Annotated in this window: 21 protein-coding genes; 16 read left to right on the top strand and 5 right to left on the bottom strand. The window is 56.9% G+C overall.

The window, feature by feature from the left end:
- Positions 1 to 153: 153 nt before the first annotated feature.
- From dapD to map, 5 genes are read right to left on the bottom strand one after another with little or no spacing between them, the layout of a single operon-like run.
- Positions 154 to 1,188 carry a 2,3,4,5-tetrahydropyridine-2,6-dicarboxylate N-succinyltransferase gene (gene dapD / locus AUK77_RS08460; protein WP_296128235.1) on the bottom strand — a complete coding sequence of 345 codons (1,035 nt, stop codon included), beginning with the start codon at positions 1,186 to 1,188 and terminating at the stop codon, positions 154 to 156.
- A 39-nt stretch (positions 1,189 to 1,227) separates the two neighbouring features.
- The gene (locus tag AUK77_RS08455; RefSeq protein ID WP_296128231.1) at positions 1,228 to 1,575 is read right to left on the bottom strand and encodes an ArsC family reductase; all 348 of its coding nucleotides are present in this window, start codon (positions 1,573 to 1,575) and stop codon (positions 1,228 to 1,230) included.
- Positions 1,575 to 2,771 carry a succinyldiaminopimelate transaminase gene (gene dapC / locus AUK77_RS08450; protein ID WP_296128228.1) on the bottom strand — a complete coding sequence of 399 codons (1,197 nt, stop codon included), beginning with the start codon at positions 2,769 to 2,771 and terminating at the stop codon, positions 1,575 to 1,577. The genes AUK77_RS08455 and dapC overlap by 1 nt, the downstream gene beginning before the upstream one ends.
- A 58-nt stretch (positions 2,772 to 2,829) precedes the next feature.
- A complete protein-coding gene (locus AUK77_RS08445; RefSeq protein WP_296128226.1) occupies positions 2,830 to 5,529 on the bottom strand; it encodes a [protein-PII] uridylyltransferase in 2,700 nt (899 codons plus the stop codon).
- Between the two features lie 50 nt (positions 5,530 to 5,579).
- Complete coding sequence (map, locus tag AUK77_RS08440) at positions 5,580 to 6,362, bottom strand: type I methionyl aminopeptidase (protein WP_296128222.1); 783 nt, start codon at positions 6,360 to 6,362, stop codon at positions 5,580 to 5,582.
- Positions 6,363 to 6,636: 274 nt separating this feature from the next.
- Between map and rpsB the strand changes: the two genes are divergently transcribed.
- The 16 genes from rpsB to dnaE all read left to right on the top strand — a co-directional run bounded on the left by rpsB (position 6,637) and on the right by dnaE (position 24,798).
- Positions 6,637 to 7,380 carry a 30S ribosomal protein S2 gene (gene rpsB, locus AUK77_RS08435; RefSeq protein ID WP_296128221.1) on the top strand — a complete coding sequence of 248 codons (744 nt, stop codon included), beginning with the start codon at positions 6,637 to 6,639 and terminating at the stop codon, positions 7,378 to 7,380.
- Positions 7,381 to 7,562: 182 nt separating this feature from the next.
- Complete coding sequence (tsf, locus tag AUK77_RS08430) at positions 7,563 to 8,429, top strand: translation elongation factor Ts (RefSeq protein WP_296128218.1); 867 nt, start codon at positions 7,563 to 7,565, stop codon at positions 8,427 to 8,429.
- 168 nt (positions 8,430 to 8,597) lie between these two features.
- Positions 8,598 to 9,347, top strand: coding sequence for a UMP kinase (gene pyrH, locus AUK77_RS08425; protein WP_090248393.1), 750 nt, complete (start codon positions 8,598 to 8,600; stop codon positions 9,345 to 9,347).
- Positions 9,337 to 9,894: a ribosome recycling factor gene (gene frr, locus AUK77_RS08420; protein WP_296128216.1), complete on the top strand. Its 558-nt coding sequence runs from the start codon at positions 9,337 to 9,339 to the stop codon at positions 9,892 to 9,894. Before pyrH ends, frr begins: the two co-directional genes overlap by 11 nt.
- Before the next feature lie 16 nt (positions 9,895 to 9,910).
- Positions 9,911 to 10,666, top strand: a complete 756-nt coding sequence (gene uppS / locus AUK77_RS08415) for a polyprenyl diphosphate synthase (protein WP_296128214.1) — start codon at positions 9,911 to 9,913, stop codon at positions 10,664 to 10,666.
- The gene (locus AUK77_RS08410) at positions 10,666 to 11,481 is read left to right on the top strand and encodes a phosphatidate cytidylyltransferase (RefSeq protein WP_296128211.1); all 816 of its coding nucleotides are present in this window, start codon (positions 10,666 to 10,668) and stop codon (positions 11,479 to 11,481) included. The genes uppS and AUK77_RS08410 overlap by 1 nt, the downstream gene beginning before the upstream one ends.
- A complete protein-coding gene (ispC, locus tag AUK77_RS08405) occupies positions 11,478 to 12,662 on the top strand; it encodes a 1-deoxy-D-xylulose-5-phosphate reductoisomerase (protein ID WP_296128208.1) in 1,185 nt (394 codons plus the stop codon). The genes AUK77_RS08410 and ispC overlap by 4 nt, the downstream gene beginning before the upstream one ends.
- 21 nt (positions 12,663 to 12,683) lie before the next feature.
- Positions 12,684 to 14,036 carry a sigma E protease regulator RseP gene (rseP, locus tag AUK77_RS08400; RefSeq protein WP_296128204.1) on the top strand — a complete coding sequence of 451 codons (1,353 nt, stop codon included), beginning with the start codon at positions 12,684 to 12,686 and terminating at the stop codon, positions 14,034 to 14,036.
- A gap of 88 nt (positions 14,037 to 14,124) precedes the next feature.
- On the top strand, positions 14,125 to 16,473 hold the full coding sequence (gene bamA / locus AUK77_RS08395; protein WP_296128202.1) for an outer membrane protein assembly factor BamA: 2,349 nt from the start codon (positions 14,125 to 14,127) through the stop codon (positions 16,471 to 16,473).
- Positions 16,474 to 16,515: 42 nt separating this feature from the next.
- The gene (locus tag AUK77_RS08390) at positions 16,516 to 17,019 is read left to right on the top strand and encodes an OmpH family outer membrane protein (protein ID WP_296128199.1); all 504 of its coding nucleotides are present in this window, start codon (positions 16,516 to 16,518) and stop codon (positions 17,017 to 17,019) included.
- Positions 17,019 to 18,080, top strand: coding sequence for a UDP-3-O-(3-hydroxymyristoyl)glucosamine N-acyltransferase (lpxD, locus tag AUK77_RS08385; RefSeq protein WP_296128306.1), 1,062 nt, complete (start codon positions 17,019 to 17,021; stop codon positions 18,078 to 18,080). The genes AUK77_RS08390 and lpxD overlap by 1 nt, the downstream gene beginning before the upstream one ends.
- Before the next feature lie 47 nt (positions 18,081 to 18,127).
- Positions 18,128 to 18,568 (top strand): 3-hydroxyacyl-ACP dehydratase FabZ, encoded by a 441-nt coding sequence (gene fabZ / locus AUK77_RS08380; protein WP_296128196.1) that lies wholly within the window; start codon positions 18,128 to 18,130, stop codon positions 18,566 to 18,568.
- Positions 18,565 to 19,341: an acyl-ACP--UDP-N-acetylglucosamine O-acyltransferase gene (gene lpxA, locus AUK77_RS08375; protein WP_296128193.1), complete on the top strand. Its 777-nt coding sequence runs from the start codon at positions 18,565 to 18,567 to the stop codon at positions 19,339 to 19,341. The genes fabZ and lpxA overlap by 4 nt, the downstream gene beginning before the upstream one ends.
- Before the next feature lie 3 nt (positions 19,342 to 19,344).
- Entirely contained in the window at positions 19,345 to 20,478 is a 1,134-nt protein-coding gene (gene lpxB / locus AUK77_RS08370) for a lipid-A-disaccharide synthase (protein WP_296128191.1), read from the top strand.
- Complete coding sequence (gene rnhB / locus AUK77_RS08365; protein ID WP_296128188.1) at positions 20,478 to 21,077, top strand: ribonuclease HII; 600 nt, start codon at positions 20,478 to 20,480, stop codon at positions 21,075 to 21,077. The genes lpxB and rnhB overlap by 1 nt, the downstream gene beginning before the upstream one ends.
- 199 nt (positions 21,078 to 21,276) lie before the next feature.
- On the top strand, positions 21,277 to 24,798 hold the full coding sequence (gene dnaE, locus AUK77_RS08360; protein WP_296128185.1) for a DNA polymerase III subunit alpha: 3,522 nt from the start codon (positions 21,277 to 21,279) through the stop codon (positions 24,796 to 24,798).
- The last annotated feature ends 153 nt before the right edge of the window (positions 24,799 to 24,951 follow it).

The following is a 24,951-nucleotide window of genomic DNA, read 5'->3' as shown; positions in this document are numbered from 1 at the left end:
TTATCTGGCGGCTAAAAGTTGGGTTTAACGCGTTGCGAGCGAAGCACAGACAAGGCGCAATAAGGCGAGGACGCGGAGTTTACAGGTGTAAATGAGCGTCCGAGCCTTAGTGCAGCGCAGTATGGGCGAGCGCAGCCGCGCTAAACCAACTTTTTAGTTGTGCGCGTGCAGGGCTTCGTTCAACTCGATGGCCGACTTGTGGGTTTTGCACTCCACTGCACCGGTTTGCGAGTTGCGACGGAACAGCAAGTCTGGCTGGCCAGCCAGGTCGCGGGCTTTGAGCACCTTGACCAGTTGGTTGTCGGCATCGAGCAGTGCGACCTTGGTACCGGCGGTGATGTACAGGCCGGATTCCACGGTGTTGCGGTCGCCCAATGGAATGCCAATGCCAGCGTTAGCGCCGATCAGGCAGCCTTCTCCCACGGAAATGACGATATTGCCGCCGCCGGACAGGGTACCCATGGTCGAGCAGCCGCCACCCAGGTCTGAACCTTTGCCAACGAACACGCCTGCCGACACACGGCCTTCGATCATGCCGGGGCCAGCGGTACCTGCGTTGAAGTTGACGAAGCCTTCGTGCATCACGGTGGTGCCTTCGCCCACGTAGGCACCCAGGCGAATACGCGCGCTGTCAGCGATACGCACGCCGCTCGGCACCACGTAGTCGGTCATTTTCGGGAACTTGTCGACCGAGAACACTTCCAGCAGTTCGCCTTTCAGGCGCGCTTCCAGCTGACGCTCAGCCAGTTCGCCCAAATCAACTGCGCCTTGGCTGGTCCAGGCCACGTTCGGCAGCAGCGGGAAAATACCGGTGAGGTTCAGACCATGCGGCTTCACCAAACGGTGCGACAGCAGGTGCAGTTTCAGGTAGGCCTCAGGGGTGCTGGTCAGCGCGGCGTCTTCGGCCAGCAGGGTGACCACCAGCGGCTTCTGGCTTTCGGCCAAGCGAGTCAGCAGGGCGGCTTGGGCGCTGTCGACATGCTTGAGCGCTTCGGCCAGATCACCTGCCTGGTTGGTGGTGATGGCGATGGCTTGGTTGCCACCTTCATAACCGATTTTCTCCACAACCTTGGAGACCAACTCGTGGGGCGGGTTGAGCAACGGCTGGGCGTAGAAGACTTCCAACCAAGTGCCTTGGCGATTCTGGGTGCCAACGCCAAAGGCCAGGCTGAATGGGGTTGTGTTCATATTGTTTTCCTTAACGCAAATTCGTGTGGGCCGACTGGTTCAAACCAGTTCGGCGGCATAACGGTCGGCCTTGAAGCCCACCAGTGTTTTGTTGCCGAGATCCAGCACCGGGCGTTTGATCATCGACGGTTGGGCGAGCATGAGTTCGATCGCCTTGTGCTGATCGAGGTCGCTTTTCTGCGCCTCATCCAGCTTGCGGAAGGTGGTGCCAGCACGGTTCAGGACGGTTTCCCAACCATGCTCGTTGCACCACTTTTCCAGGTTGCCACGGTCGATGCCGCAGGCTTTGTAATCATGAAAGGCGTAGCTTACCCCGTGCTCGTCGAGCCAGGTGCGGGCTTTTTTCATGGTGTCGCAGGCTTTGATGCCAAACAGGGTCTTGCTCATCAGAGGCTCTTTACAAAATCACGGATACGTTCGGCTGCCGCCACGCACTCGGCCAGTGGTGCGACCAGTGCCATGCGCACGCGGCCAGCGCCAGGGTTGCTGCCGTCCACGGCGCGCGACAGGTACGAGCCGGGCACTACGGTGACATGCTCGCGGGCAAACAGCTCGCGGGTAAATGTTTCATCGTCTATCGGAGTTTTTGCCCAAAGGTAGAAACCGCCATCTGGCCGCTGTACATCGAGCACGCCTTGCAGAATCGTCAGCACCGCGTCGAACTTCTCGCGGTACAGGTCGCGGTTGGCTTTGACGTGGGCTTCGTCATTCCATGCCGCCACACTGGCCAACTGGGTTTGCACCGGCATGGCGCAGCCGTGGTAGGTACGGTACAGCAGGAAAGATTTCAGAATGTCGGCGTCGCCAGCGACAAAACCGGAACGCAGCCCCGGCAGGTTGGAGCGCTTGGACAGGCTGTGGAACACCACGCAGCGTTTGAAGTCGTGGCGGCCCAGTTCGCCGCAAGCGGTCAGCAAGCCGGCCGGTGGATTGACTTCATCGAAATACAGTTCGCTGTAGCACTCGTCGGCGGCAATCACGAAGTCGAATTTATCGGCCAGCGCGATCAACTTTTTCAGCGTTGCCAGCGGAATCAGCGCGCCGGTCGGGTTGCCGGGCGAGCAGAGAAAGAGGATTTGGCAGCGCTGCCAGACTTCGTCGCTGACCGCGTCGAAATCCGGGTTGAAGCCATGCTCTTCCAGGCACGGCAGGTAGTGCGGCTGCGCACCGGCGAGAAAGGCCGCGCCTTCGTAGATCTGATAGAACGGGTTGGGGCTGACCACCAAGCCGCCTTCATCACGTTTAACCACCGCCTGAGTAAACGCAAACAAGGCCTCGCGGGTGCCATTGACCGGCAGCACATGGCGCGCCGGATCAAGCAGGCCGCTCGACAGAGCAAAACGGCGGCTGCACCATTGAGCAATGGCTTCACGCAGCGCGGGGATGCCGAGGGTCGTCGGGTAGACCGCCAGTTGATCAAGGTTGGCGCTCAGGGCCGCAGCGACAAAATCCGGCGAGCGGTGTTTCGGTTCGCCAATTGACAGGGCTATCGGCGATTTGTCCGCCGGGACCTGGACGCCGCCCAGCAAGGCGCGAAGCTTTTCGAACGGGTAGGGCTGCAACTGATTTAACGCGTCGTTCATCGTTGTTTCCTGATGTGCAAGCGCCCGGCACTGCGTCTGCCGGGCCGTTCAAGGCATGTTAGATATTGATTCGGCTGGGTTCGGGCTGGCCTGAGCTGTCTGACAGTTGCGCCACCATGGTGGCTTGCAAGCGCGTGCACAGTTCGGGATCGGACAGTGGCTGATTGGCAGCATCGGTGACGAAGAAAACGTCTTCCACACGCTCGCCCAAGGTGGCGATCTTGGCGTTCTGCAGCGACAGGTCGAACTCCAGGAAAATCCGCCCGATCCGTGCCAGCAAGCCGGGGCGGTCGGGGGCGGTAACTTCAAGGATGGTGACCGGGCGATGCGCATCGTTATGGATGGTCACCTGCGGGGCAAACGCAAAGTGCTTGAGCTGACGCGGCACGCGGCGTTGGATGATGCTCGGGTACTCGTCTGGATTCTTCAGTGCATCGATCAGGCCTTGGCGAATTTCCCGGATGCGCGCCGGGTTATCGCCAATCGAGCCGCCTTCGCCTTCGAGCACAATGTAGGTGTCGAGGGTGAACTGGCTGGTAGAGGTGAGAATCCGTGCGTCGTGGATGTTCAGGTTGAGCTGAGCCATGGCCGCCACGGTCACAGCGAAGAAATCATGCTGGTCGGGGGCATAAATGAAGATTTGCGTACCGCCCTCGAATTCGCGCTGGGTGGTTTCCTTGATCAACACCAGCGGATCGCCGTCTGCGGGGTGTTGCAGGATCGCCTCGCAATGCCAGGCCACGTCGGCAGCATTGTGGCGCAGGAAGTAATCGTCACCCAGTTGCGCCCACAGTTGTTCGGCATCGTCGGCATCGGTACCGCCGCGCACCAGAATGTCCAGGGCCGCGCTTTGCGTTAGGCGAATCTGCTCTTCGCGGTCCAGCGGGTTTTCCAGGCCACGGCGCAGGGCGCGCTTGGTTTCGGTGTAGAGCTGACGCAGCAGGCTGGCGCGCCAGGAGTTCCACAGGCTGGGATTGGTGGCATTGATATCGGCCACGGTCAGCACGTAGAGGTAGTCAAGGCGCGTCTGGTCGCCCACCAAGCGGGCAAAATCAAAGATCACTTGCGGGTCGGACAAGTCCTTGCGCTGCGCCGTAGTGGACATAACAAGGTGATGCTGCACCAGCCAGACGATCAGCTTGGAATCCCAGTTGGGCAATTGGTGGCGTACGCAGAATGCTTCTGCATCGACTGCACCGAGTTCGGAGTGATCGCCGCCGCGACCCTTGCCAATGTCGTGATAGAGGCCGGCCAGGTAGATCAGTTCGGGTTTAGGCAGCTTGTCGATCAGCTTGCTGGCCAGCGGGAATTTTTCCGCCAGCTCTGGCCATTTGAATTTGCGCAGGTGTTTGATCAGGTTGAGGGTGTGCGCATCGACGGTATAGATGTGGAACAGGTCGTGCTGCATCTGCCCAACGATATGGCCGAACTCCGGCAGATACAGGCCAAGAATGCCGTAGCGGTTCATGCGCCGCAGGTTGCGGTGAATGCCCTGGGGGCTTTTGAACAGCTCGACGAACAGGCTGGTGTTGCGAATGTCGCGGCGAAAGTCATCATCGATCAGGTGGCGATGCTCGCGCAGCAGGCGGATGCTGTTGGCGCACACGCCTTTGATGTCAGGGTGTTGGGCCATCAGCACGAAGATTTCCATGATGGCGAACGGCGTGCGCTTGAATACGTTGGGGTGCGCCGCTTCGATGTAGCCATCGCGTAACAGAAAGCGGCTGTTGAGCGGGGTGGCCATGCCGATTTCACCGGCACGCAGGATTTGCTCTTCGAAATGCTGAACAATTAGGTCGCTGAGTTCGGCAATCGCCATCACCACGCGGTAGTACTTCTGCATAAAGCGCTCGATGGCGCGTTTACTGTCGCTGTCTTCGAAGCCCAGCAGGGTGGCTACCTTGCTTTGGTGATCGAACAGCAAGCGGTCTTCGGCGCGCCCGGCGAGCATGTGCAGGGCATAGCGCACCTTCCAAAGAAACTCCTGGCTGGAGGCGAGCAGGGCGTATTCGCTTTCCAGCAAAAAGCCCTGGCCAACCATGGCGTGCAGGTTAAGGGTGCCGAAATGCCGGCGTGCGACCCAGAGAATGGTTTGGATATCGCGCAGCCCACCGGGTGAGCCTTTGACGTTGGGTTCAAGGTTGTATTCGGTGTCGTTGTATTTGCCGTGACGCGCGCGCTGTTCTTTGTGCTTGGCCAGGAAGAAATCTTTGCTGGGCCACATCTGCTCGGTGCTGGTGACTTCCTGCATGCGCTGGCGCAGGCGCTCGGGGCCTGCGATGGTGCGGCTTTCCATCAGGTTAGTTATCACCGTCAGGTCGGCGCGAGCCTCGCTGGCGCACTCGTCCACACTGCGTACGCTTTGTCCGACTTCCAGGCCGATGTCCCAGAGCAGGGTAAGAAAATGCTCGATGGGCTCACGGAAGGTTTCGTGATCAGCGTTATCCAGCAATATCAGCAGGTCGATGTCCGAGAAGGGGTGCAATTCTCCACGGCCATAGCCGCCGACGGCCAGCAGGGCGATATCGGCGTCTTCACTCCAAGGCAGGCGGTCCCATGCCTCGCGCAGGATCTGATCGACGAACCAGGCACGGTCTTCAACAAGGCGGCGAACCTCTCGCCCGCTCTTGAAGCGCTCATCAAGCACCTCGCGCGCATGGCGAATGGCTTTTTTGAAGGCTGCAATGGGGCTGGCCTTGAGGGCCAGTTCCGCCTGGAACTGACCGCGGTCAAACAGTTCGGGATCTACCTGCGGCATGACAGCTTTCCTTAATACAAGAACAGTCGCGGTGAGAATGCCCCGAGGGGTCAGGCTGACGTGCGGGGAATGGTGTCATCGTTGCGCAGGGTAAAGATCTCGTAGCCATCGGCGGTTACCAGAATGGTGTGTTCCCACTGTGCGGAGAGCTTGCGATCCTTGGTAATGGCGGTCCAGCCGTCACCTAATGTGCGGGTCTCAGCGCGGCCTTGGTTGATCATCGGCTCAATGGTGAAGGTCATGCCTTCTTGCAGTTCCATGCCGGTTCCGGCGCGGCCGTAGTGCAAGACTTGCGGCTCTTCATGGAAAACGGCGCCGATGCCGTGGCCACAATACTCGCGCACCACAGAGAAACCATTTTTCTCGGCATGCTTCTGGATCACTTCGCCGATATCACCCAGGCGCGTGCCCGGCTTGACCAGTTCGATACCTTTATACATGCATTCCTGGGTCACCTTGGCCAGGCGCTCGGCCCACTCGGGCACTTTGCCGACCATGAACATTTTGCTGGTGTCGCCATGGTAGCCATCCTTGATCACGGTGATGTCGATGTTGATGACGTCACCTTCCTTTAGAGGCTTGTCGTTCGGGATCCCGTGGCAGACCACATGATTGACCGACGTGCAGATCGACTTGGGAAAGCCTTTATAGTTGAGCGGCGCAGGAATGGCCTGCTGCACGTTGACAATATAGTCATGGCAGATGCGGTCGATTTCTTCGGTGGTGACGCCGGGCTTGACGTACTCGCCGATCATTTCCAGAACCTCGGCAGCCAGGCGACCGGCTACACGCATTTTCTCGATTTCGTCGGGGGTTTTGATGGTGACGGTCATGGCGAGCTCTCGGGTGCACACAGAAAAGGGCGTTATCTTAGCAGCTACGAGGCGCAGCCATAAGTTGTGAGTGGGCGGTGCGAGTCGGTCCGGCTTTAGCCTTGTAGCTTGCGGCGGCTTTCTATGATATAAAACGCGCCGCTTTACGGGCAGCATGCCTGAAAGCCTAAACCCACACACGTATCGACACGGTTTCCTGGGTGCCTTGTGACAAGTTCATGGGGTTGGAGATCGGGATACGTGGAGGCCTAACCCGACTTATCAAGGAACTATCATGTCCCAAGTCAACATGCGCGATATGCTGAAGGCCGGTGTGCACTTCGGTCACCAGACCCGTTACTGGAACCCGAAAATGGGTAAATACATTTTCGGCGCGCGTAACAAGATTCATATTATCAACCTCGAAAAAACCCTGCCGATGTTCAACGAAGCCCTGGCTTTCGTTGAGAAGCTGGCTACTGGCAAAAACAAGATCCTGTTCGTCGGCACCAAGCGTTCCGCTGGCAAGATCGTTGCTGAAGAAGCAGCACGTTGCGGTTCGCCGTACGTTGACCATCGCTGGTTGGGCGGCATGCTGACCAACTACAAAACCATCCGTGCCTCGATCAAGCGTCTGCGTGATCTGGAAGTTCAGTCGCAAGACGGTACTTTCACCAAGCTGACCAAGAAAGAAGCCCTGATGCGCACCCGTGATCTGGAAAAACTGGATCGCAGCTTGGGTGGTATCAAGGACATGGGCGGTCTGCCAGACGCGCTGTTCGTGATCGACGTTGACCATGAGCGCATTGCTATCACCGAAGCCAACAAACTGGGTATCCCGGTTATCGGCATCGTCGATACCAACAGCAGCCCGGAAGGCGTTGACTACATCATCCCAGGTAACGATGACGCCATTCGCGCCATCCAGCTGTACATGGGTGCAATGGCTGACTCGGTAATCCGTGGTCGCACCAACGCTAACGGCGGCACCGACGAATTCGTCGAGCAAGCCCCGGCTGCCGAAGCTGTTGAAGGCTAAGTAAAACGCGCACAGCGTTTGCTTAGTTCGCAAAAAGGGGGCTTGGCCCCCTTTTTGCCACCTTGAAAACCATTGTCGACTTACAGCTGCAATCGATTCTGTTCATTGTCGACAATGCGTTATGAATTGAGCGCCCGTCTCGGCGGGTGGAATGGTTAACAACCTATCCAGAGGATTTTGAAATGGCAGAAATTACTGCAGCGTTGGTTAAAGAACTGCGTGAGCGTACTGGCGAAGGCATGATGGATTGCAAGAAGGCCTTGACCAAGGCTGACGGCGACATCGAAAAAGCCATTGACGACATGCGTGCTTCCGGCGCGATCAAGGCTGCCAAAAAAGCCGGTAACGTGGCTGCTGAGGGCGCAATCGCTATCAAAGATGATGGCAAAGCTGCCGTTCTGCTAGAAGTGAACTCGCAGACTGACTTCCTGGCCCTGCAAGATGACTTCAAAGCATTCGTTGCGGCCAGCGTTGAACAAGCCTTTGCTGACAAACTGACTGATGCTGCTCCGCTGATTGAAGCGCGTGAAGCTGATCGTCTGGTTCTGGTGGGTAAAGTTGGCGAGAACGTAAACATTCGTCGTCTGGTTCGCGTTGAAGGTGACGTGGTCGGTACTTACCTGCACGGTAACAAGATCGGTGTTGCTGTCGTTCTGAAAGGCGGCACCGTCGACCTGGCTAAAGACATCGCCATGCACGTAGCGGCCAGCAACCCGGAATTCCTGCTGCCATCGGAAGTTTCCGCTGAAGCCATTGAGCGCGAGAAAGCTGTGTTCTTGAGCCTTAACGAAGACAAAATTAAGGGCAAGCCAGCCGAAATCGTCGAGAAGATGGTTGCCGGTCGTATCCAGAAGTTCCTGGCTGAAGCCAGTCTGGTTGAGCAAGCCTTCGTTAAAGATCCTGAAGTCAAGGTTGGTGCTCTGGCCCAGAAAGCCGGTGCTGAAATCGTTTCCTTCACCTACTTCAAAGTGGGTGACGGCATCGAGAAGCCGGTTGATAACTTCGCTGAAGAAGTAGCTGCGCAATTGGCTGCTGCCAGCAAGCAGTAAGACGGTTCCTTACTGTCGACAGGAGAGGCTGCCCGCTAACGCGCGCAGCCTCTTTGTCAAATAAGGAGGGTGCGTTGTTTGCAGCAATGCACCGGAGCGCTTTAATAGCGTTCGACAGAGCGGGTTAAAGGCCCGTAAAGAATTCAAACGCCGCAGGAGAGACTCGCAATGGCTCAGCAGATGAGTGGTCGTCAACCGCGCTACAAGCGCATTCTGCTCAAACTTAGCGGCGAGGCCCTGATGGGCTCAGAAGATTTTGGCATCGATCCCAAGGTGCTTGACCGCATGGCGTTGGAAGTCGGCCAACTGGTCGGTATCGGCGTACAGGTCGGCTTGGTTATTGGCGGTGGTAACCTGTTCCGTGGCGCTGCACTAAGCGCTGCAGGCATGGACCGGGTAACCGGCGACCACATGGGCATGCTCGCCACCGTGATGAACGCCTTGGCCATGCGCGACGCGCTGGAACGTTCGAATATTCCGGCCATCGTGATGTCGGCCATCTCCATGGTAGGGGTGACTGATCACTACGACCGGCGTAAGGCGCTGCGTCATCTGAAAACCGGTGAGGTGGTGATCTTCGCCGCTGGCACGGGTAATCCCTTCTTCACCACCGACTCGGCCGCGTGCCTACGTGCCATCGAAATCGATGCCGACGTGGTGCTCAAAGCGACCAAGGTGGATGGTGTGTACACTGCCGATCCATTCAAAGACCCGCATGCCGAGAAGTTCGACCGCCTCACCTACGACGAGGTGCTCGACCGCAAGCTGGGCGTAATGGACCTGACGGCCATCTGTCTGTGCCGCGACCATAATATGCCGCTGCGTGTTTTCAACATGAACAAGCCTGGTGCCCTGCTGAACGTTGTAGTTGGCGGCGCTGAAGGCACTCTGATTGAGGAAGATAAACATGATCAATGAGATCAAGAAAGACGCCCAAGTACGCATGCAGAAGAGCCTGGAATCACTGATTCACGCCTTCAGCCGAATCCGTACCGGCCAAGCGCATCCAAGTATTCTCGGTGGCGTGATGGTGCCTTACTACGGTTCCGATACGCCGTTGAATCAAGTGGCTAACGTCACCGTTAAAGATGCCCGTACCCTGCAAGTTGTGGCCTTCGAGCGCAACATGCTGGCAGCGGTCGACAAGGCTATCCAAAGCTCCGGTCTGGGCTTCAACCCAACCAACCTGGGTGAGTTGCTGCTGATCTCCATGCCGGCGCTGACCGAGGAAACCCGTAAGGGCTTCACCAAGCAAGCGCGTGATGCGGCTGAAGATGGTCGCGTAGCGGTGCGCAATATTCGTCGCGATGCTTTGAGCCAATTGAAAGACTTGGTGAAAGAGAAAGAAATCAGCGAAGACGAGGAGCGCCGCGCCGCCGACGATATCCAGAAACTGACGGACAAGTTTGTCGCTGAAATTGAAGTGGCAGTGAAGCAGAAAGAAGCGGATCTGATGGCCGTTTAACGGTCAGATTATCGCCATGGACAAAACCACCGACGGACATCCGCTCGCTGTGCCACGGCACGTAGCGATCATCATGGATGGCAATAATCGCTGGGCGAAGAAGCGTCTTCTGCCCGGTGTCGCTGGCCATAAGGCCGGTGTTGATGCAGTGCGCGCCGTCATTGAGGTGTGCGCAGAAGCTGGCGTTGAGGTGCTGACGCTGTTCGCGTTCTCCAGTGAAAACTGGCAGCGCCCAGCTGAAGAAGTCAGCGCCCTGATGGAGTTGTTCCTCGGGGCTCTGCGCCGTGAAGCAAAAAAACTTGATGCCAACGACATCAGTCTGCGCATTATTGGCGACCGTTCACGCTTTCACCCTGAATTGCAGGCCGCCATGCGTGAAGCAGAAGCTCAAACCGCAGGAGATCGACGTTTTGTCCTGCAGGTGGCTGCCAATTATGGCGGTCAATGGGACATTGCACAGGCCGCTCAACGTCTTGCGCGCGAGGTGCAGGGTGGCCATTTGTGCCCCGACGATATCACTCCGGAATTGCTTCAGGGATGCTTGGTGACGGGTGATCTGCCGTTGCCTGATTTGTGCATTCGTACGGGTGGTGAGCATCGCATCAGTAATTTTTTGCTTTGGCAGCTGGCTTACACCGAGCTGTATTTCTCCGACCTTTTTTGGCCGGACTTCAAACACGATGCCATGCGTAAAGCCCTGGCCGACTTTGCGAGCCGACAGCGTCGCTTTGGGAAAACCAGCGAGCAGGTTGTGGCTGAGGCGCGTAAATAATGCTTAAACAACGAATCATCACCGCGTTGGTGTTGCTGCCATTTGCTCTGGGCGGCTTTTTTTTACTTGATGGCGGTTTGTTCGCGTTGTTTATTGGTGCGGTCGTCAGCCTTGGCGGTTGGGAATGGGCTCGGTTGGCGGGTTTTTCTGCGCAGTTGCAGCGCGTAGGCTTTGCTGCGCTGGTAGCGGTTCTGTTGGCTGGCTTGTATGGGCTGCCAATGCTCGCGCCTTGGGTGTTGCTGCTTGCAGTGGTGTGGTGGTCGCTGGCGACCTTTCTGGTTATTGGCTACCCGGGTACCCGTCGTTACTGGGCATCGGCACCCAGCCGGCTGCTGATTGGTCTGCTGATTTTGCTGCCAGCTTGGCAAGGCTTAGTGCTGTTCAAGCAATGGCCTGAGGCGAACCTGCTGATTCTGGCGGTGATGGTGTTGGTTTGGGGGGCCGATATCGGTGCCTACTTCTTCGGTCGACGTTTTGGGCGGCGTAAATTGGCGCCTCAAGTCAGTCCTGGTAAGAGCTGGGAAGGTGTATTTGGCGGTTTATTCGTTACGCTGGTCCTTTGTGCCGTCGTGGGCGTTTATCGCGACTGGTCGATCAGTCACCTGTTGTTGGCATTGCTGGGGACCGCGCTGGTCGTGATGATCTCGGTGGTGGGCGATTTGACCGAAAGCATGTTCAAGCGTCAGGCCGGCATCAAGGACAGCAGCAATCTTCTGCCGGGGCATGGCGGTGTGCTGGACCGTATCGACAGTTTGACCGCCGCTATCCCTGTCTTTGCTGCCCTACTGTGGCTATCAGGCTGGGGGGCATCGTGACCGCTGTGCAACACATAACCGTGCTGGGTGCGACCGGTTCCATTGGTCTTAGCACCTTGGATGTGATCGCCCGTCACCCTGACCGATATCAGGTTTTTGCGTTGACAGGTTTTAGTCGCATCGCCGAGCTTGAAGCGCTGTGCGTCAAGCATAAGCCGCGTTATGCCGTGGTGCCTGATGCGGTTGTTGCTCACCAGCTACAGGTCAGCCTGCGCGCGGCAGGTTTGGTCACAGAGGTTCTGCATGGTGCGCAGAGCCTCTGTGAGGTGGCGGCGCACGCTGATGTTGATGTTGTGATGGCCGCGATTGTTGGTGCAGCAGGCCTGCCGCCTACCCTGGCAGCAGCCGAGGCCGGTAAAAAGGTGTTGCTGGCCAATAAAGAAGCTTTGGTCATGTCTGGCGCCTTGTTTATGCAGGCGGTCAAGCGCGGCGGTGCAGTGCTGCTGCCGATCGATAGCGAGCACAACGCCATTTTCCAATGCCTGCCGGGTGACTATGCCCGTGGGTTGCAGCAAGTCGGTGTGCGCCGCGTGCTGTTGACCGCATCGGGTGGACCATTTCGCGAGATGCCCTTGGATCAACTGCATGCAGTTACGCCTGAGCAGGCCTGCGCGCACCCAAACTGGTCCATGGGTCGCAAGATATCTGTAGATTCGGCGAGCATGATGAACAAAGGCCTCGAGTTGATTGAGGCCTGCTGGTTGTTCGATGCGTCACCGGCTCAGATTGAAGTGGTGGTTCATCCGCAGAGCGTGATCCATTCGCTGGTCGATTACGTCGACGGTTCGGTGTTAGCGCAGTTGGGTAACCCGGATATGCGCACCCCCATCAGTCATGCCTTGGCCTGGCCTGAGCGCATCGACTCAGGAGTGGCGCCACTGGATTTGTTCGCCATCGCTCGGCTGGACTTTCAAGTACCGGATGAACAGCGCTTTCCTTGTTTGCGTCTGGCGCGCGAAGCCGCGCAGGCGGGGGGCACAGCTCCGGCCATGTTGAATGCTGCTAATGAAGTAGCCGTGGCAGCATTTCTTGAACGACGCATCCGCTTCCCTGAGATCGCGAGTATCATCGAGCACGTTTTGCAAGCTGAGCCGGCTGTGGCTCTTGAATGTCTGGATACGGTGCTGGTGGCTGATGGCCAAGCCCGTAATCTGGCGGAGCGCTGGCTGGCCCAGCGTTGATCGCCGACGCGGAGAAGTAAGATGAGCGCACTGTATATGTTGGTGGGCACCCTGGTTGCACTTGGGGTGTTAGTTACCATTCATGAGTTTGGTCATTTTTGGGTTGCCCGTCGTTGTGGCGTTAAGGTGCTGCGTTTTTCCGTCGGCTTCGGCAGCCCATTACTGCGCTGGCATGACAAGCAAGGAACCGAGTTTGTTGTGGCCGCCATTCCTCTCGGCGGTTACGTGAAAATGCTTGATGAGCGTGAAGGCGATGTCGCGCCTGAGTTGCTAGATCAGTCCTTTAACCGTAAATCGGTTCAGCAGCGGATTGCCATCGTTGCCGCTGGGCCTATTGCTAACTTCCTGCTCGCGCTGCTGTTTTTCTGGGCGGTGGCGATGTTGGGTGGTCAGCAGGTTCGCCCGGTTATCGGCGCAGTTGAGGTTGGTAGTCTGGCGGATGTGGCGGGTCTTGCGCCGGGACAAGAGATTGTTGCCGTAAACGGTAAAACCACCACCGGTTGGGCCGCCGTCAATCTGCAGTTGGTCAGCCGTCTGGGTGAAAGCGGCTCGATCAATGTTGGCTTGTTAGCGCCTGGCTCAACGGCTGAAATCCAACGCACCATTACCTTGGATAACTGGCTGCGTGGCGCTGATGAGCCTGACCCGATTGCTTCGTTAGGTATTCGCCCTTGGCGTCCCGCACTAGAGCCAGTGCTGGCTCAGTTGGACCCTGACGGTCCCGCTCAGGCAGCTGGATTAAGGGTTGGCGATCGTTTGCTAGCCCTGGATGGTCAGGTGTTGACGGATTGGCAGCAATGGGTTGATCAGATTCGTGCAATGCCGCAAAAAAGCGTCAGCCTGCTTATTGAGCGCGAGGGCGTGCAGCTGCAATTGCCCTTAAATCTGGCGGCGCGCGGCGAGGGTGATGCTCTAAGTGGTTATCTGGGGGCGGGTGTTGCGGGTGGCCAATGGCCTGCTGAGATGCTGCGGGAGGTTCGCTTTGGCCCGATAGACGCCATCGCCGAGGGTGCAAAAAACACCTGGGCAATGAGCGTTCTGACCCTTGAATCATTGAAGAAAATGCTGTTTGGCGAGCTCTCGGTAAAAAACTTGAGCGGGCCGATAACCATTGCTAAAGTGGCGGGCGCTTCTGCTGAGTCGGGTTTGAGTGATTTTCTAAAATTCCTTGCCTATCTGAGCATTAGCCTGGGGGTTCTCAATTTGTTGCCTATTCCCGTTTTGGACGGGGGGCACCTGCTTTTTTATCTGGTCGAATGGGTGCGTGGTCGCCCCTTGTCGGATCGGATACAAGGTTGGGGGATGCAGATCGGTATCAGCATGGTCGTAGGGGTAATGTTGCTGGCTCTAATAAACGACCTAAGCCGCCTGTAATCGCCACTGTTCACGCTCTCGGTATGTACAAAAAGTGTCGCGTGTAGCGGCAGATTTTTTATTGTCAGTTGGAATAAGAAAGGACTTCATGAAACGTCTGCTGCTACCTGCAGTGCTTGCCGCACTGATGATCACCGAAGTTCACGCCGAGTCCTTCACTATCTCCGATATCCGGGTTACCGGTCTGCAGCGGGTTTCCGCAGGCAGCGTTTTTGGTGCGTTACCGCTCAACGTGGGCGCCAAAGCTGATGATCGGGCACTGGTTGACGCCACGCGCGAACTGTTCAAAACAGGCTTTTTTCAGGACATCCAACTAGGTCGTGAAGGCGATGTGTTGGTTGTGACCGTCGTGGAGCGGCCTTCGATCTCCAGTATTGAGATTGAGGGCAACAAAGCCATCAGCAGTGAAGACCTACTCAAAGGTCTTAACCAATCAGGCTTGGCGGAGGGCGAGATTTTCCAGCGCGCCACGCTTGAAGGCGTTCGTAACGAACTGCAACGTCAATATGTGTCCCAGGGTCGTTACTCCGCCGAGATTGAAGCCGAGGTCATTCCTCAGCCGCGTAACCGTGTGGCCTTGAAGATCAATATCAGCGAAGGTTCGGTTGCCGCTATTCAGCACATCAACGTGGTGGGTAACAGCGTTTTCTCTGATGAAGACCTGATCGACCTCTTCGAGCTGAAAACCACCAACTGGCTGTCTTTCTTCCGCAACGATGATAAGTACGCCCGCGAGAAGCTTTCCGGCGACTTGGAACGTTTACGTTCCTATTATCTGGATCGTGGCTATATCAACATGGATATCAGCTCGACACAGGTCTCCATCACACCAGATAAAAAGCACGTCTACGTGACCGTAAACGTAGAAGAAGGCGAGAAGTTCACCGTACGTGAGGTCAAACTCAGTGGTGAGCTAAAAGTGCCTGAAGATCAGGTGCGTGCATTATTGCTGGTTCAGGAAGGTCAGGTGTTCTCACGCAAAGTGATGACCACCACCTCCGAACTGATTACCCGTCGTCTGGGTAACGAGGGTTATACCTTTGCCAACGTCAACGGCGTGCCAGAGGCGCATGACGATGGCACCGTGTCGATCACCTTTGTGGTAGATCCCGGTAAGCGTGCGTACGTTAACCGCATCAACTTCCGCGGCAACACTAAATCTGAAGACGAAGTACTGCGCCGTGAAATGCGTCAGATGGAAGGCGGCTGGGCATCCACTTACCTGATTGATCAATCCAAGGTGCGTTTGGAGCGCCTGGGCTACTTCAAGGAAGTGAACGTCGAAACCCCGCAAGTGCCAGGAACTGACGATCAGGTCGACGTTAACTACAGCGTCGAAGAGCAGGCTTCGGGCTCTATCACGGCCAGCGTTGGTTTCGCTCAGAACGCAGGCCTTATTCTCGGCGGCTCTATTACTCAGAACAACTTCCTGGGTACAGGTAACAAAGTTAGCCTGGGGCTGAATCGCAGCGAATACCAGAGCAGTTACAACTTTGGTTTCGTGGATCCGTACTGGACTGAGGATGGCGTGAGCTTGGGTTATAACGCCTTCTTCCGTGAGACGGATTACGACGAACTGAACACCGATGTATCGAGCTACTCCGTCGACAGCTACGGTGCAGGCGTTAGCATCGGCTACCCGATCAGCGATACTTCTCGCCTGACCTACGGCTTGACGATTCAGAACGACAGCATTGGTACGGGCGTTTACACGGTTGATGAAATCTTCGACTTCATTAAGTCGGAGGGTGAGGATTACCTAAATCTTAAGGCCTCTATTGGCTGGTCCGAGTCAACCCTGAACCGTGGCGTGTTAGCGAACCGTGGTCATTCACAAAGTTTGGTTTTCGAAAGCACAGTTCCCGGCAGTGATCTGTCGTTCTACAAAATTGACTACCGCGGTCAGATATTCAAACCATTAACCGATACCTATACCCTGCGTCTGCACAGTCAACTTGGGTATGGCGATAGTTATGGATCAACGACCGATCTGCCGTTCTATGAGCATTACTATGCCGGTGGTTTCAATTCGGTTCGCGGTTTCAAAGACAGCAGCCTAGGTCCGCGTAGTACACCAAGTAAAGGCAATAACCCCGGTACATTGCGTGATCCTGACCAAGACCCATTGCCTTTCGGTGGTAATGTCTTGATTCAGGGCGGTGCTGAGTTGCTCTTCCCGATGCCGTTCGTAAAAGATCAGCGTTCATTGCGTACCGCATTGTTTTGGGATGTAGGTAACGTCTTTGATACCAACTGCGGCAGTACTCAGAAAGATTGCAACAACATAGACCCCGGTCAGTTGGCCAGTTCCGTGGGTGTTGGCCTGACTTGGATCACCGCGCTGGGGCCGTTGAGCTTCAGTCTCGCGATGCCTATTGTTGAGCCGGATGACGCTGATACGCAGATTTTCCAGTTCTCTCTCGGTCAGACGTTCTAAGCGTCAGATTATTGAAATCCACAGTTTTGCAGGAGTTTCACCGTGCGTAAGTTGACTCAACTGGTTTTGCTTAGTGTGGCCATGATGGCTACTCCAGCGTTTGCCCAGATGAAAGTTGCCGTTCTGAATTACCAAATGGCCTTGCTGGAATCCGACGCAGCCAAGCGTTACGCCGTGGATGCGGAGAAGAAATTTGGTCCCCAGTTGAACAAACTGAAAACCCTGGAAAGCGATGCCAAGCGTATTCAGGATCGTTTGGTCAAAGACGGCGAGAAAATGCAGACCGCCGAGCGTGAGCGCCTTGAGCTTGAATTCAAGCAAAAAGCCCGTGATTTCCAGTTCCAGTCCAAAGAGCTCAATGAGTCTAAGGCTGTTGCAGATCGCGAAATGCTGAAAAAGCTCAAGCCGAACTTGGATAAAGCTGTTGAAGAAGTGATCAAGACCGGCAACTTTGACCTGGTTCTTGAGCGCGGCGCGGTGATTGATGTCAAGCCTCAGTTTGATATCACCCGCCAGGTGATCGAGCGTATGAATCAGCTGCGCTAATCATGAGCGCAATGGTTTATACCGTTAGCCAATTGGCTGAGCGTCTGGGAGCCACTGTGCGTGGCTCATCAGAAAAACAGCTCAGTGGCTTGGCAACTTTGCAGGATGCCACTGCTGAGCAGCTGACTTTTCTGGCTAATCCGCAATACCGTAAATATCTGTCTACAACTAAGGCAGGCGCGGTGCTGTTGACGGCTGCTGACGCAGAAGGCTTTGCCGGTACGGCTTTGGTTGTCACCAATCCTTACTTGGCGTACGCCGAACTTTCCCACCTGTTTGACCGCAAGCCTCACGCCCTAAGTGGGATTCATCCCACGGCGGTGATCGCGGACGACGCGCGGGTTGATGCTAGCGCCAGTATCGGTGCTTACGCTGTCATTGAAAGTGCAGCGCAGATTGAAGCGGGCGTAACAGTCGGTTCGCACTCTGTAGTGGGTGCACGCTCAGTAATTGGTGAGGGCGGCTGGTTGGCGCCACGTGTCACGCTTTATCACGATGTACGCATTGGTAAGCGCGTGGTGATTCAGTCTGGCGCGGTGATCGGCGGTGAAGGCTTTGGCTTTGCTAATGAAAAAGGCGTTTGGCAGAAAATCGCCCAAATCGGTGGGGTGACCATCGGTGATGATGTGGAGATTGGTGCCAATACCACGGTTGATCGCGGTGCGTTGTCTGACACGTTGATTGGCAATGGCGTGAAGCTGGATAACCAGATCATGATCGCGCACAACGTGCAGATTGGTGATAACACGGCCATGGCTGGTTGTGCGGGGATTTCCGGTAGCACCAAGATTGGCAAGAACTGCATGATTGCGGGTGGCGTGGGCATGGTTGGCCACATCGAGGTCTGTGACAACGTCTTCGTGACGGGTATGACCATGGTGACGCGCTCAATCACCGAGCCGGGGTCTTATTCCTCGGGTACAGCCATGCAGCCAGCGGCTGAGTGGCGCAAGAGTGCGGCGCGGATTCGTCAGTTGGATGATATGGCGCGCCGTCTGCAACAGATGGAAAAACAGCTGGCCACAGTGACCTCGGCCGCTGACACTTCATCTGATGCCTGAGCCGGTTCATCCGGCTTCTCTTTTTTCTCTTACAGGCTTCTCTGCACATGATGGACATTAACCAGATTCGCGAATACTTGCCGCATCGCTACCCGTTCCTGTTGGTGGACCGTGTGGCTGAGCTCGATCTTGAGGGCAAGTCCATTCGTGCCTACAAGAATGTCAGCATCAACGAGCCATTCTTCAACGGACACTTCCCTGAGCACCCGATTATGCCGGGTGTGCTGATCATCGAAGCCATGGCTCAGGCCGCTGGCATTCTTGGTTTCAAAATGATGAACATGAAACCATCTGATGGCACGCTGTATTACTTTGTTGGCTCCGACAAGCTACGCTTTCGCCAGCCAGTAGTGCCAGGTGATCAGCTTCAGCTGGAAGCCAAGTACCTAAGTAACAAACGCAGCATATGGAAGTTCGAGTGCAAGGCCATTGTCGACGGCAAGGAAGTGTGTTCGGCTGAAATCATCTGTGCGGAACGTAAAATATGAGTTTGATTGACCCTCGCGCCATCATTGATCCCGGCGCCAAGCTGGCTGACGACGTTGTCGTCGGCCCTTGGTCGAGTGTAGGGGCCGATGTTGAAATCGGTGAGGGAACCGTGATTGGTCCCAACGTCATCATCAAGGGGCCGACTCGCATTGGTAAGCACAACCGTGTTTACCAATTCTCCTCGCTGGGCGAGGACACCCCAGATCGAAAGTACAAAGGTGAGCCGACTCGCTTGGTGATTGGTGACCACAACATCATCCGCGAAGGCGTGACCATGCACCGCGGCACCATCCAGGACCGTGACGAGACCACTGTAGGTGATCACAACCTGATCATGGCCTACGCCCACATCGGCCATGACAGTGTGGTGGGCAACCACTGCATCTTGGTCAATAACGTCGCCCTCGCCGGGCATGTGCATATTGATGATTGGGCAATTCTCTCCGGCTACACGCTGGTGCATCAGTTTTGCCGAATCGGCGCTCACTCCTTCGCGGCCATGGGCACCGCGATCGGTAAAGACGTACCGGCCTATGTCACGGTGTCCGGTAACCCCGCCGAAGCGCGCAGCATGAATTTTGAAGGCATGCGCCGCCGTGGCTTTAGCCCTGAGGCCATTGCCGAACTGCGTCGTGCTTACAAAATTGTCTATCGCCAGGGGCTGACGATAGAACAAGCGCTGGCCGAGTTGGCCGAGTCTGCTGCAGCCTTTCCCGAAGTGGCCGTTTTTCGCGACTCCATCCAGGCTTCCAGCCGCGGCATAACCCGATAATTTATGACTGACCTGATGCGTGTCGCGCTGGTCGCCGGCGAGGCGTCTGGCGATATTCTCGGTGCGGGCCTGATGCAGGCCCTCAAGGCCCAATACCCTCAGATCGAATTTATCGGTGTCGGCGGCCCGCTGATGCAAGCCCAAGGGCTTAACTCCTACTTCCCGATGGAGCGTCTATCGGTGATGGGGTTAGTCGAGGTGCTTGGCCGTCTGCCTGAGCTAATGTCGCGGCGTAAACGCTTGATCAGCAGTTTGATTGACGCCAAGCCTGATGTATTCATCGGCATTGACGCACCGGATTTCAATCTCACGGTTGAACTCAAGTTGCGCCAGGCGGGGATCAAGACCGTGCATTACGTCAGCCCTTCCGTGTGGGCGTGGCGGCAAAAACGCGTGCTAAAAATTCGTCAAGCCTGCGACCTGATGCTCACGCTGTTCCCCTTTGAGGCGCAGTTCTATACCGATCATCAGGTGCCGGTACGCTTTGTCGGTCATCCGCTGGCAGATACCATTCCGCAGCAGGCCGATCGTGCAGCGGCGCGCGAAGCGCTTAATCTGTTTCAGGATCAGCCGGTTGTTGCCCTTATGCCGGGCAGCCGTGGCGGTGAAGTGGCGCGGCTGGGCAATCTCTTTCTCGACGCGGCTGTGCGCTTGCGCACCTTGCGTCCGGGCATTCAGTTTGTGCTGCCGTGCTCCAGCCCTGAGCGGCGTGCTCAGCTTGAGCAGATGTTGGTGGGGCGTGATGTGCCACTGACCCTGCTCGATGGCCGCTCCCACGAAGCCTTGGCCGCCTGTGATGCGGTGCTGATTGCATCGGGTACGGCGACGCTTGAGGCCCTGCTGTTCAAACGGCCGATGGTGGTTGCCTATAAGGTGGCTCCGCTGACTTATCGAATCCTTAAACGCTTGGTTACCAGCGCCTATATCTCGCTGCCCAATCTATTGGCCGAGCGCTTGCTGGTTCCCGAGCTGATTCAGGACGCCGCAACGCCCGAGGCCTTGGCTCAGCTACTGGCACCTCTGCTGGAAGGTGGCGAAGTGCAAACCGAAGGTTTTGATGTGATCCACCGCGCCTTGCGCCGCGACGCGTCAGTGCAGGCTGCGCAAGCGGTGCTTGATCTCTGCGGGCGACGCTGATGCAACTGGGTATGGATTTCAGTCTGGTGGAGTCGCTGGTTGCCGGTGTCGATGAAGTCGGGCGCGGCCCGCTTTGCGGCGCAGTGGTCACGGCAGCGGTCATTCTTGATCCGGCGCGGCCGATCTTGGGCCTGAATGACTCGAAAAAACTCAGCGAAGCACGTCGCGAAAAACTCTTCGATGAAATCTGCGAAAAAGCCCTGGCCTGGTGCATCGCCCGTGCTGAAGTGGAAGAAATTGATCGGCTGAACATCCTGCAGGCGACCATGCTGGCGATGCAGCGTGCGGTCGAGGGGCTCAGTGTTACACCGCGCCTGGCGCTGATTGACGGTAATCGCTGCCCGAAACTGCAAGTGCCCAGTGCTGCGGTGGTTAAAGGTGATAGCCAGGTTCCGGCCATTGCTGCCGCCTCAATTCTGGCCAAGGTCACCCGTGACCGGGAAATGCAATTGCTGGATCAGCAGTACCCCGGCTATGGCATCGCCGGACACAAAGGCTATCCCACGCCGGTTCATCTGGAAGCACTGCGCCGCTTGGGCCCCACGCCGATTCATCGGCGCTCCTTCGCGCCTGTGCGTGTCCTGTTGGAGCAGCCATAAGCTTCAAGCTGCGCGTGCCCAGAAACAGTTTGAGCCCGGCGAGGTCTTAACCCGCACACTGAGCAGCTTGCAGCTTGCAGCTTGCAGCTTGCAGCTTGCAGCTTGCAGCTTGCAGCTTGCAGCTTGCAGCTTGCAGCTTGCAGCTGCCTAAGTTGTACAATCCCTGCCTTGATGATTCTGCGTTTTGTATAGGACTGCTATGACCGCCTCGTTCGTCCACCTGCGATTGCACACTGAGTTTTCCCTGGTAGACGGGCTGGTGCGGATCAAGCCCTTGATCAAGTCAGTGGCTGCCGCTGGGATGCCCGCGGTGGCGGTCACCGATATGAGCAACATGTGCTCATTGGTGAAGTTCTATAAGGCGGCCATGGGCGGCGGGATCAAGCCGATCTGCGGTGCCGACATCTGGTTGGCCAGTGCCGATGAAGATGGCCCGCTGAGCCGCATGACCTTGCTTGCGATGAATGCCAAAGGTTATCGCAACCTCACTGAACTGGTCTCGCGCGGCTGGAGTGAAGGGCAGAGCAATGATCTAGTCATCATCCAGCGTGATTGGGTTAAGGAAGCGGCCGAAGGACTGATTGTCCTATCTGGCGCAAAAGAAGGCGAAGTCGGCCACGCCTTACTCGATGGCGAACAGGCCAAAGCCGAGGCGTTGCTGCGTGAGTGGATGGCGGTCTTCCCCGAGCGGTTTTATCTGGAAGTGCAGCGCACCAATCGGGTCAACGACGAAGAACATTTACATGCCGCTGTGGCGCTGGCCGATAAGGTTGGCGCGCCACTGGTGGCGACCAACGATGTACGCTTTATCAAGCAGGATGATTTCGCCGCTCACGAAACCCGCGTGTGCATCGGTGAAGGCCGCAGCTTGGATGACCCACGCCGCCTGCGCACCTATTCCGATCAGCAGTACCTGAAAAGCCCGCAGGAAATGGCGGAATTATTCAGTGATCTGCCGGAGGCGCTGGAAAATACCGTCGAGATTGCCAAGCGTTGCAATATCGATGTGCAACTCGGCAAATACTTCCTGCCAGATTTCCCCGTGCCAGCCGGCATGACCATGGACGAATACTTTCGTCAGGTCTCGTTCGAGGGGTTGGAAGAACGTCTAGCGGTGCTTTGGCCTGAGGCCACCACGCCCAATTACCCAGAGAAGCGTCAGGTCTACATCGATCGGTTGAATTTCGAGCTGGATATCATCATCCAGATGGGCTTCCCCGGTTATTTCCTGATCGTAATGGACTTCATCAAGTGGGCGAAAAACAACGGCGTGCCGGTGGGTCCGGGCCGTGGTTCAGGTGCCGGTTCGCTGGTGGCCTACGTGCAGAAGATCACCGACCTCGACCCACTGGCCTATGACCTGCTGTTCGAGCGTTTCCTCAACCCGGAACGGGTCTCCATGCCCGACTTCGACGTTGACTTCTGCATGGACGGCCGCGACCGCGTGATCGATTACGTGGCCGAGAAATACGGCCGTAACGCCGTGAGCCAGATCATCACCTTCGGCACCATGGCGGCCAAGGCGGTAGTGCGCGACGTGGCGCGGGCGCAGGGCAAGTCCTACGGCTTGGCGGATCGCCTGTCGAAGATGATTCCCTTCGAAGTCGGCATGACGTTGGAGAAGGCCTACGAGATGGAGGAGCCGCTGCGCGACTTCCTCAAAGTTGACGAAGACGCCCGGGAAATCTGGGAAATGTCGCTCAAGCTCGAAGGCATCTGTCGCGGCACCGGCAAGCACGCGGGCGGTGTGGTTATCGCGCCAACCAAACTCACCGACTTCTCGCCGATTGCCTGCGATGACGAAGGCGGCGGCCTGGTCACCCAGTTTGACAAGGACGACGTGGAATCCGCCGGGCTGGTTAAGTTCGACTTCCTTGGCCTGCGCACCCTGACCATCATCAAGTGGGCGATGGAGACCATCAACCGCGAGCAGGCCAAGCAGGGCTTGCCGGATCTGAATATCGATTTTATCCCGCTGGACGATAAGCCGACGTTCAGCATGCTGCAGAAAGCCGAGACCACGGCGGTGTTCCAGCTTGAATCGCGCGGCATGAAGGAGCTGATCAAAAAGCTCAAGCCCGACTGCCTGGAAGACATGATCGCACTGGTGGCTCTGTTCCGCCCAGGCCCGCTGCAATCGGGCATGGTGGACGACTTTATTAACCGTAAGCACGGTCGCGAGCCGATTTCCTACCCGCATCAGGACTATCAGTACGCAGGCCTGGAACCGGTCCTGAAGCCGACCTACGGCATCATCCTGTATCAGGAACAGGTGATGCAGATTGCCCAGGTGATGGCGGGCTACACCCTGGGTGGTGCAGACATGCTGCGCCGCGCCATGGGTAAGAAAAAGCCCGAGGAGATGGCCAAGCAGCGCGGTGGCTTTATTGAAGGCTGCGCCAGCAATGGCATTGATGCCAACTTGGCGGGCAACATCTTTGACTTGGTGGAAAAGTTCGCCGGTTACGGCTTTAACAAGTCGCACTCGGCAGCGTATGGGCTGCTTTCGTATCAGACCGCCTGGCTCAAGGCACACCATTCAGCGGCCTTTATGGCGGCTGTGCTCTCGGCGGATATGCACAACACCGACAAGGTGGTCACCCTAATCGAGGAATGTCGCAGCATGAAGCTGCGCCTCGACGCGCCGGATGTGAATATCTCCGAGTTCAAGTTTACGGTTAACAACGAAGGCTGGATTGTTTACGGCCTGGGCGCGATCAAGGGCGTGGGCGAAGGGCCGGTAGAGGCTATCGTCGAGGCACGCAAGGATGGGCCGTTCAAGGATCTGTTCGATTTCTGCGCCCGTGCCGACCTCAAACGCATCAACAAGCGCACCCTGGATGCGTTGGTTCGCAGCGGCGCGCTCGATCGTCTCGGCCCGCACTTCCACGAAGAGCTCAAAGCCTACAAGGCCAATATTGACCGTAACCGCGCCGTGCTGCTGGCGGCGCTGGAAGAGGCGGTGCAGGCGGCTGAGCAGACCGCGCGCAGTGCTGAAAGCGGGCACATGGACCTCTTCGGTGGCGTTTTTGCTGATGCCGAAGCCGACGTGTATGCCAATCACTTGCGTGCCCGTGAACTGAATTTGAAAGAGCGCCTTAAGGGTGAAAAAGACACCCTTGGGCTGTACCTGACCGGCCATCCGATTGATGAGTACGAAGGCGAAGTGCGGCGTTTTGCCCGCCAGCGCATTGTTGATCTGAAGGCAGCGCGCGGCGATCAGACGATTGCCGGGCTGGTGGTCAACCTGCGCGTAATGAAGAACAAGAAGGGCGACAAGATGGGTTTTATCACCCTCGATGATCGCTCTGGACGCATTGAGGCGTCCCTGTTTGCCGAGGCCTTCAACACCGCGCAAGCCTTGCTGCAAACCGATGCTTTGGTGGTGGTCGAAGGCGAAGTCAGCAATGATGATTTTTCCGGCGGCCTGCGTCTGCGCGCCAAGCGTGTAATGAGCCTGGAAGAAGCCCGCACGGGACTGGCTGATAGCCTGCGCCTGAAGGTTGCCAGCAGTGCGTTGCAGGGCGATCGCTTGCGCTGGCTGGCTGAGCTCTGTGGGCGTTATCGGGGTGCTTGTCCAATCTCCGTTGAATACAGCGGCGAGCAGGCCAAGGCGCAATTACAGTTTGGTGATGATTGGCGAATTGAACCTGCGGATGGACTGATTCAAGCATTGCGTGACCAGTTCGGCCGCGACAACGTCTTTCTGCACTACCGCTGATTGGCGAGGCAATGGCCTCGCTCTTCGGTCGTGATACCACAGGGGTGCGTGTGATGATTTTCATGCTGCTCCGGGTGTCGACCTGAATGCGCCTGCTGCTATAAGGTAGGGCGCGATAACGGATACAGCTCCCGGCCACTTGGCCGTCGACGC

It is taken from the genome of Pseudomonas sp. Ga0074129, from assembly GCA_001465025.1.
Classification (GTDB): Bacteria; Pseudomonadota; Gammaproteobacteria; order Pseudomonadales; family Pseudomonadaceae; genus Aquipseudomonas.
The sequence above is the reverse complement of the archived record's forward strand: the minus strand, read 5'-3'. Positions and strand labels throughout refer to the sequence as shown.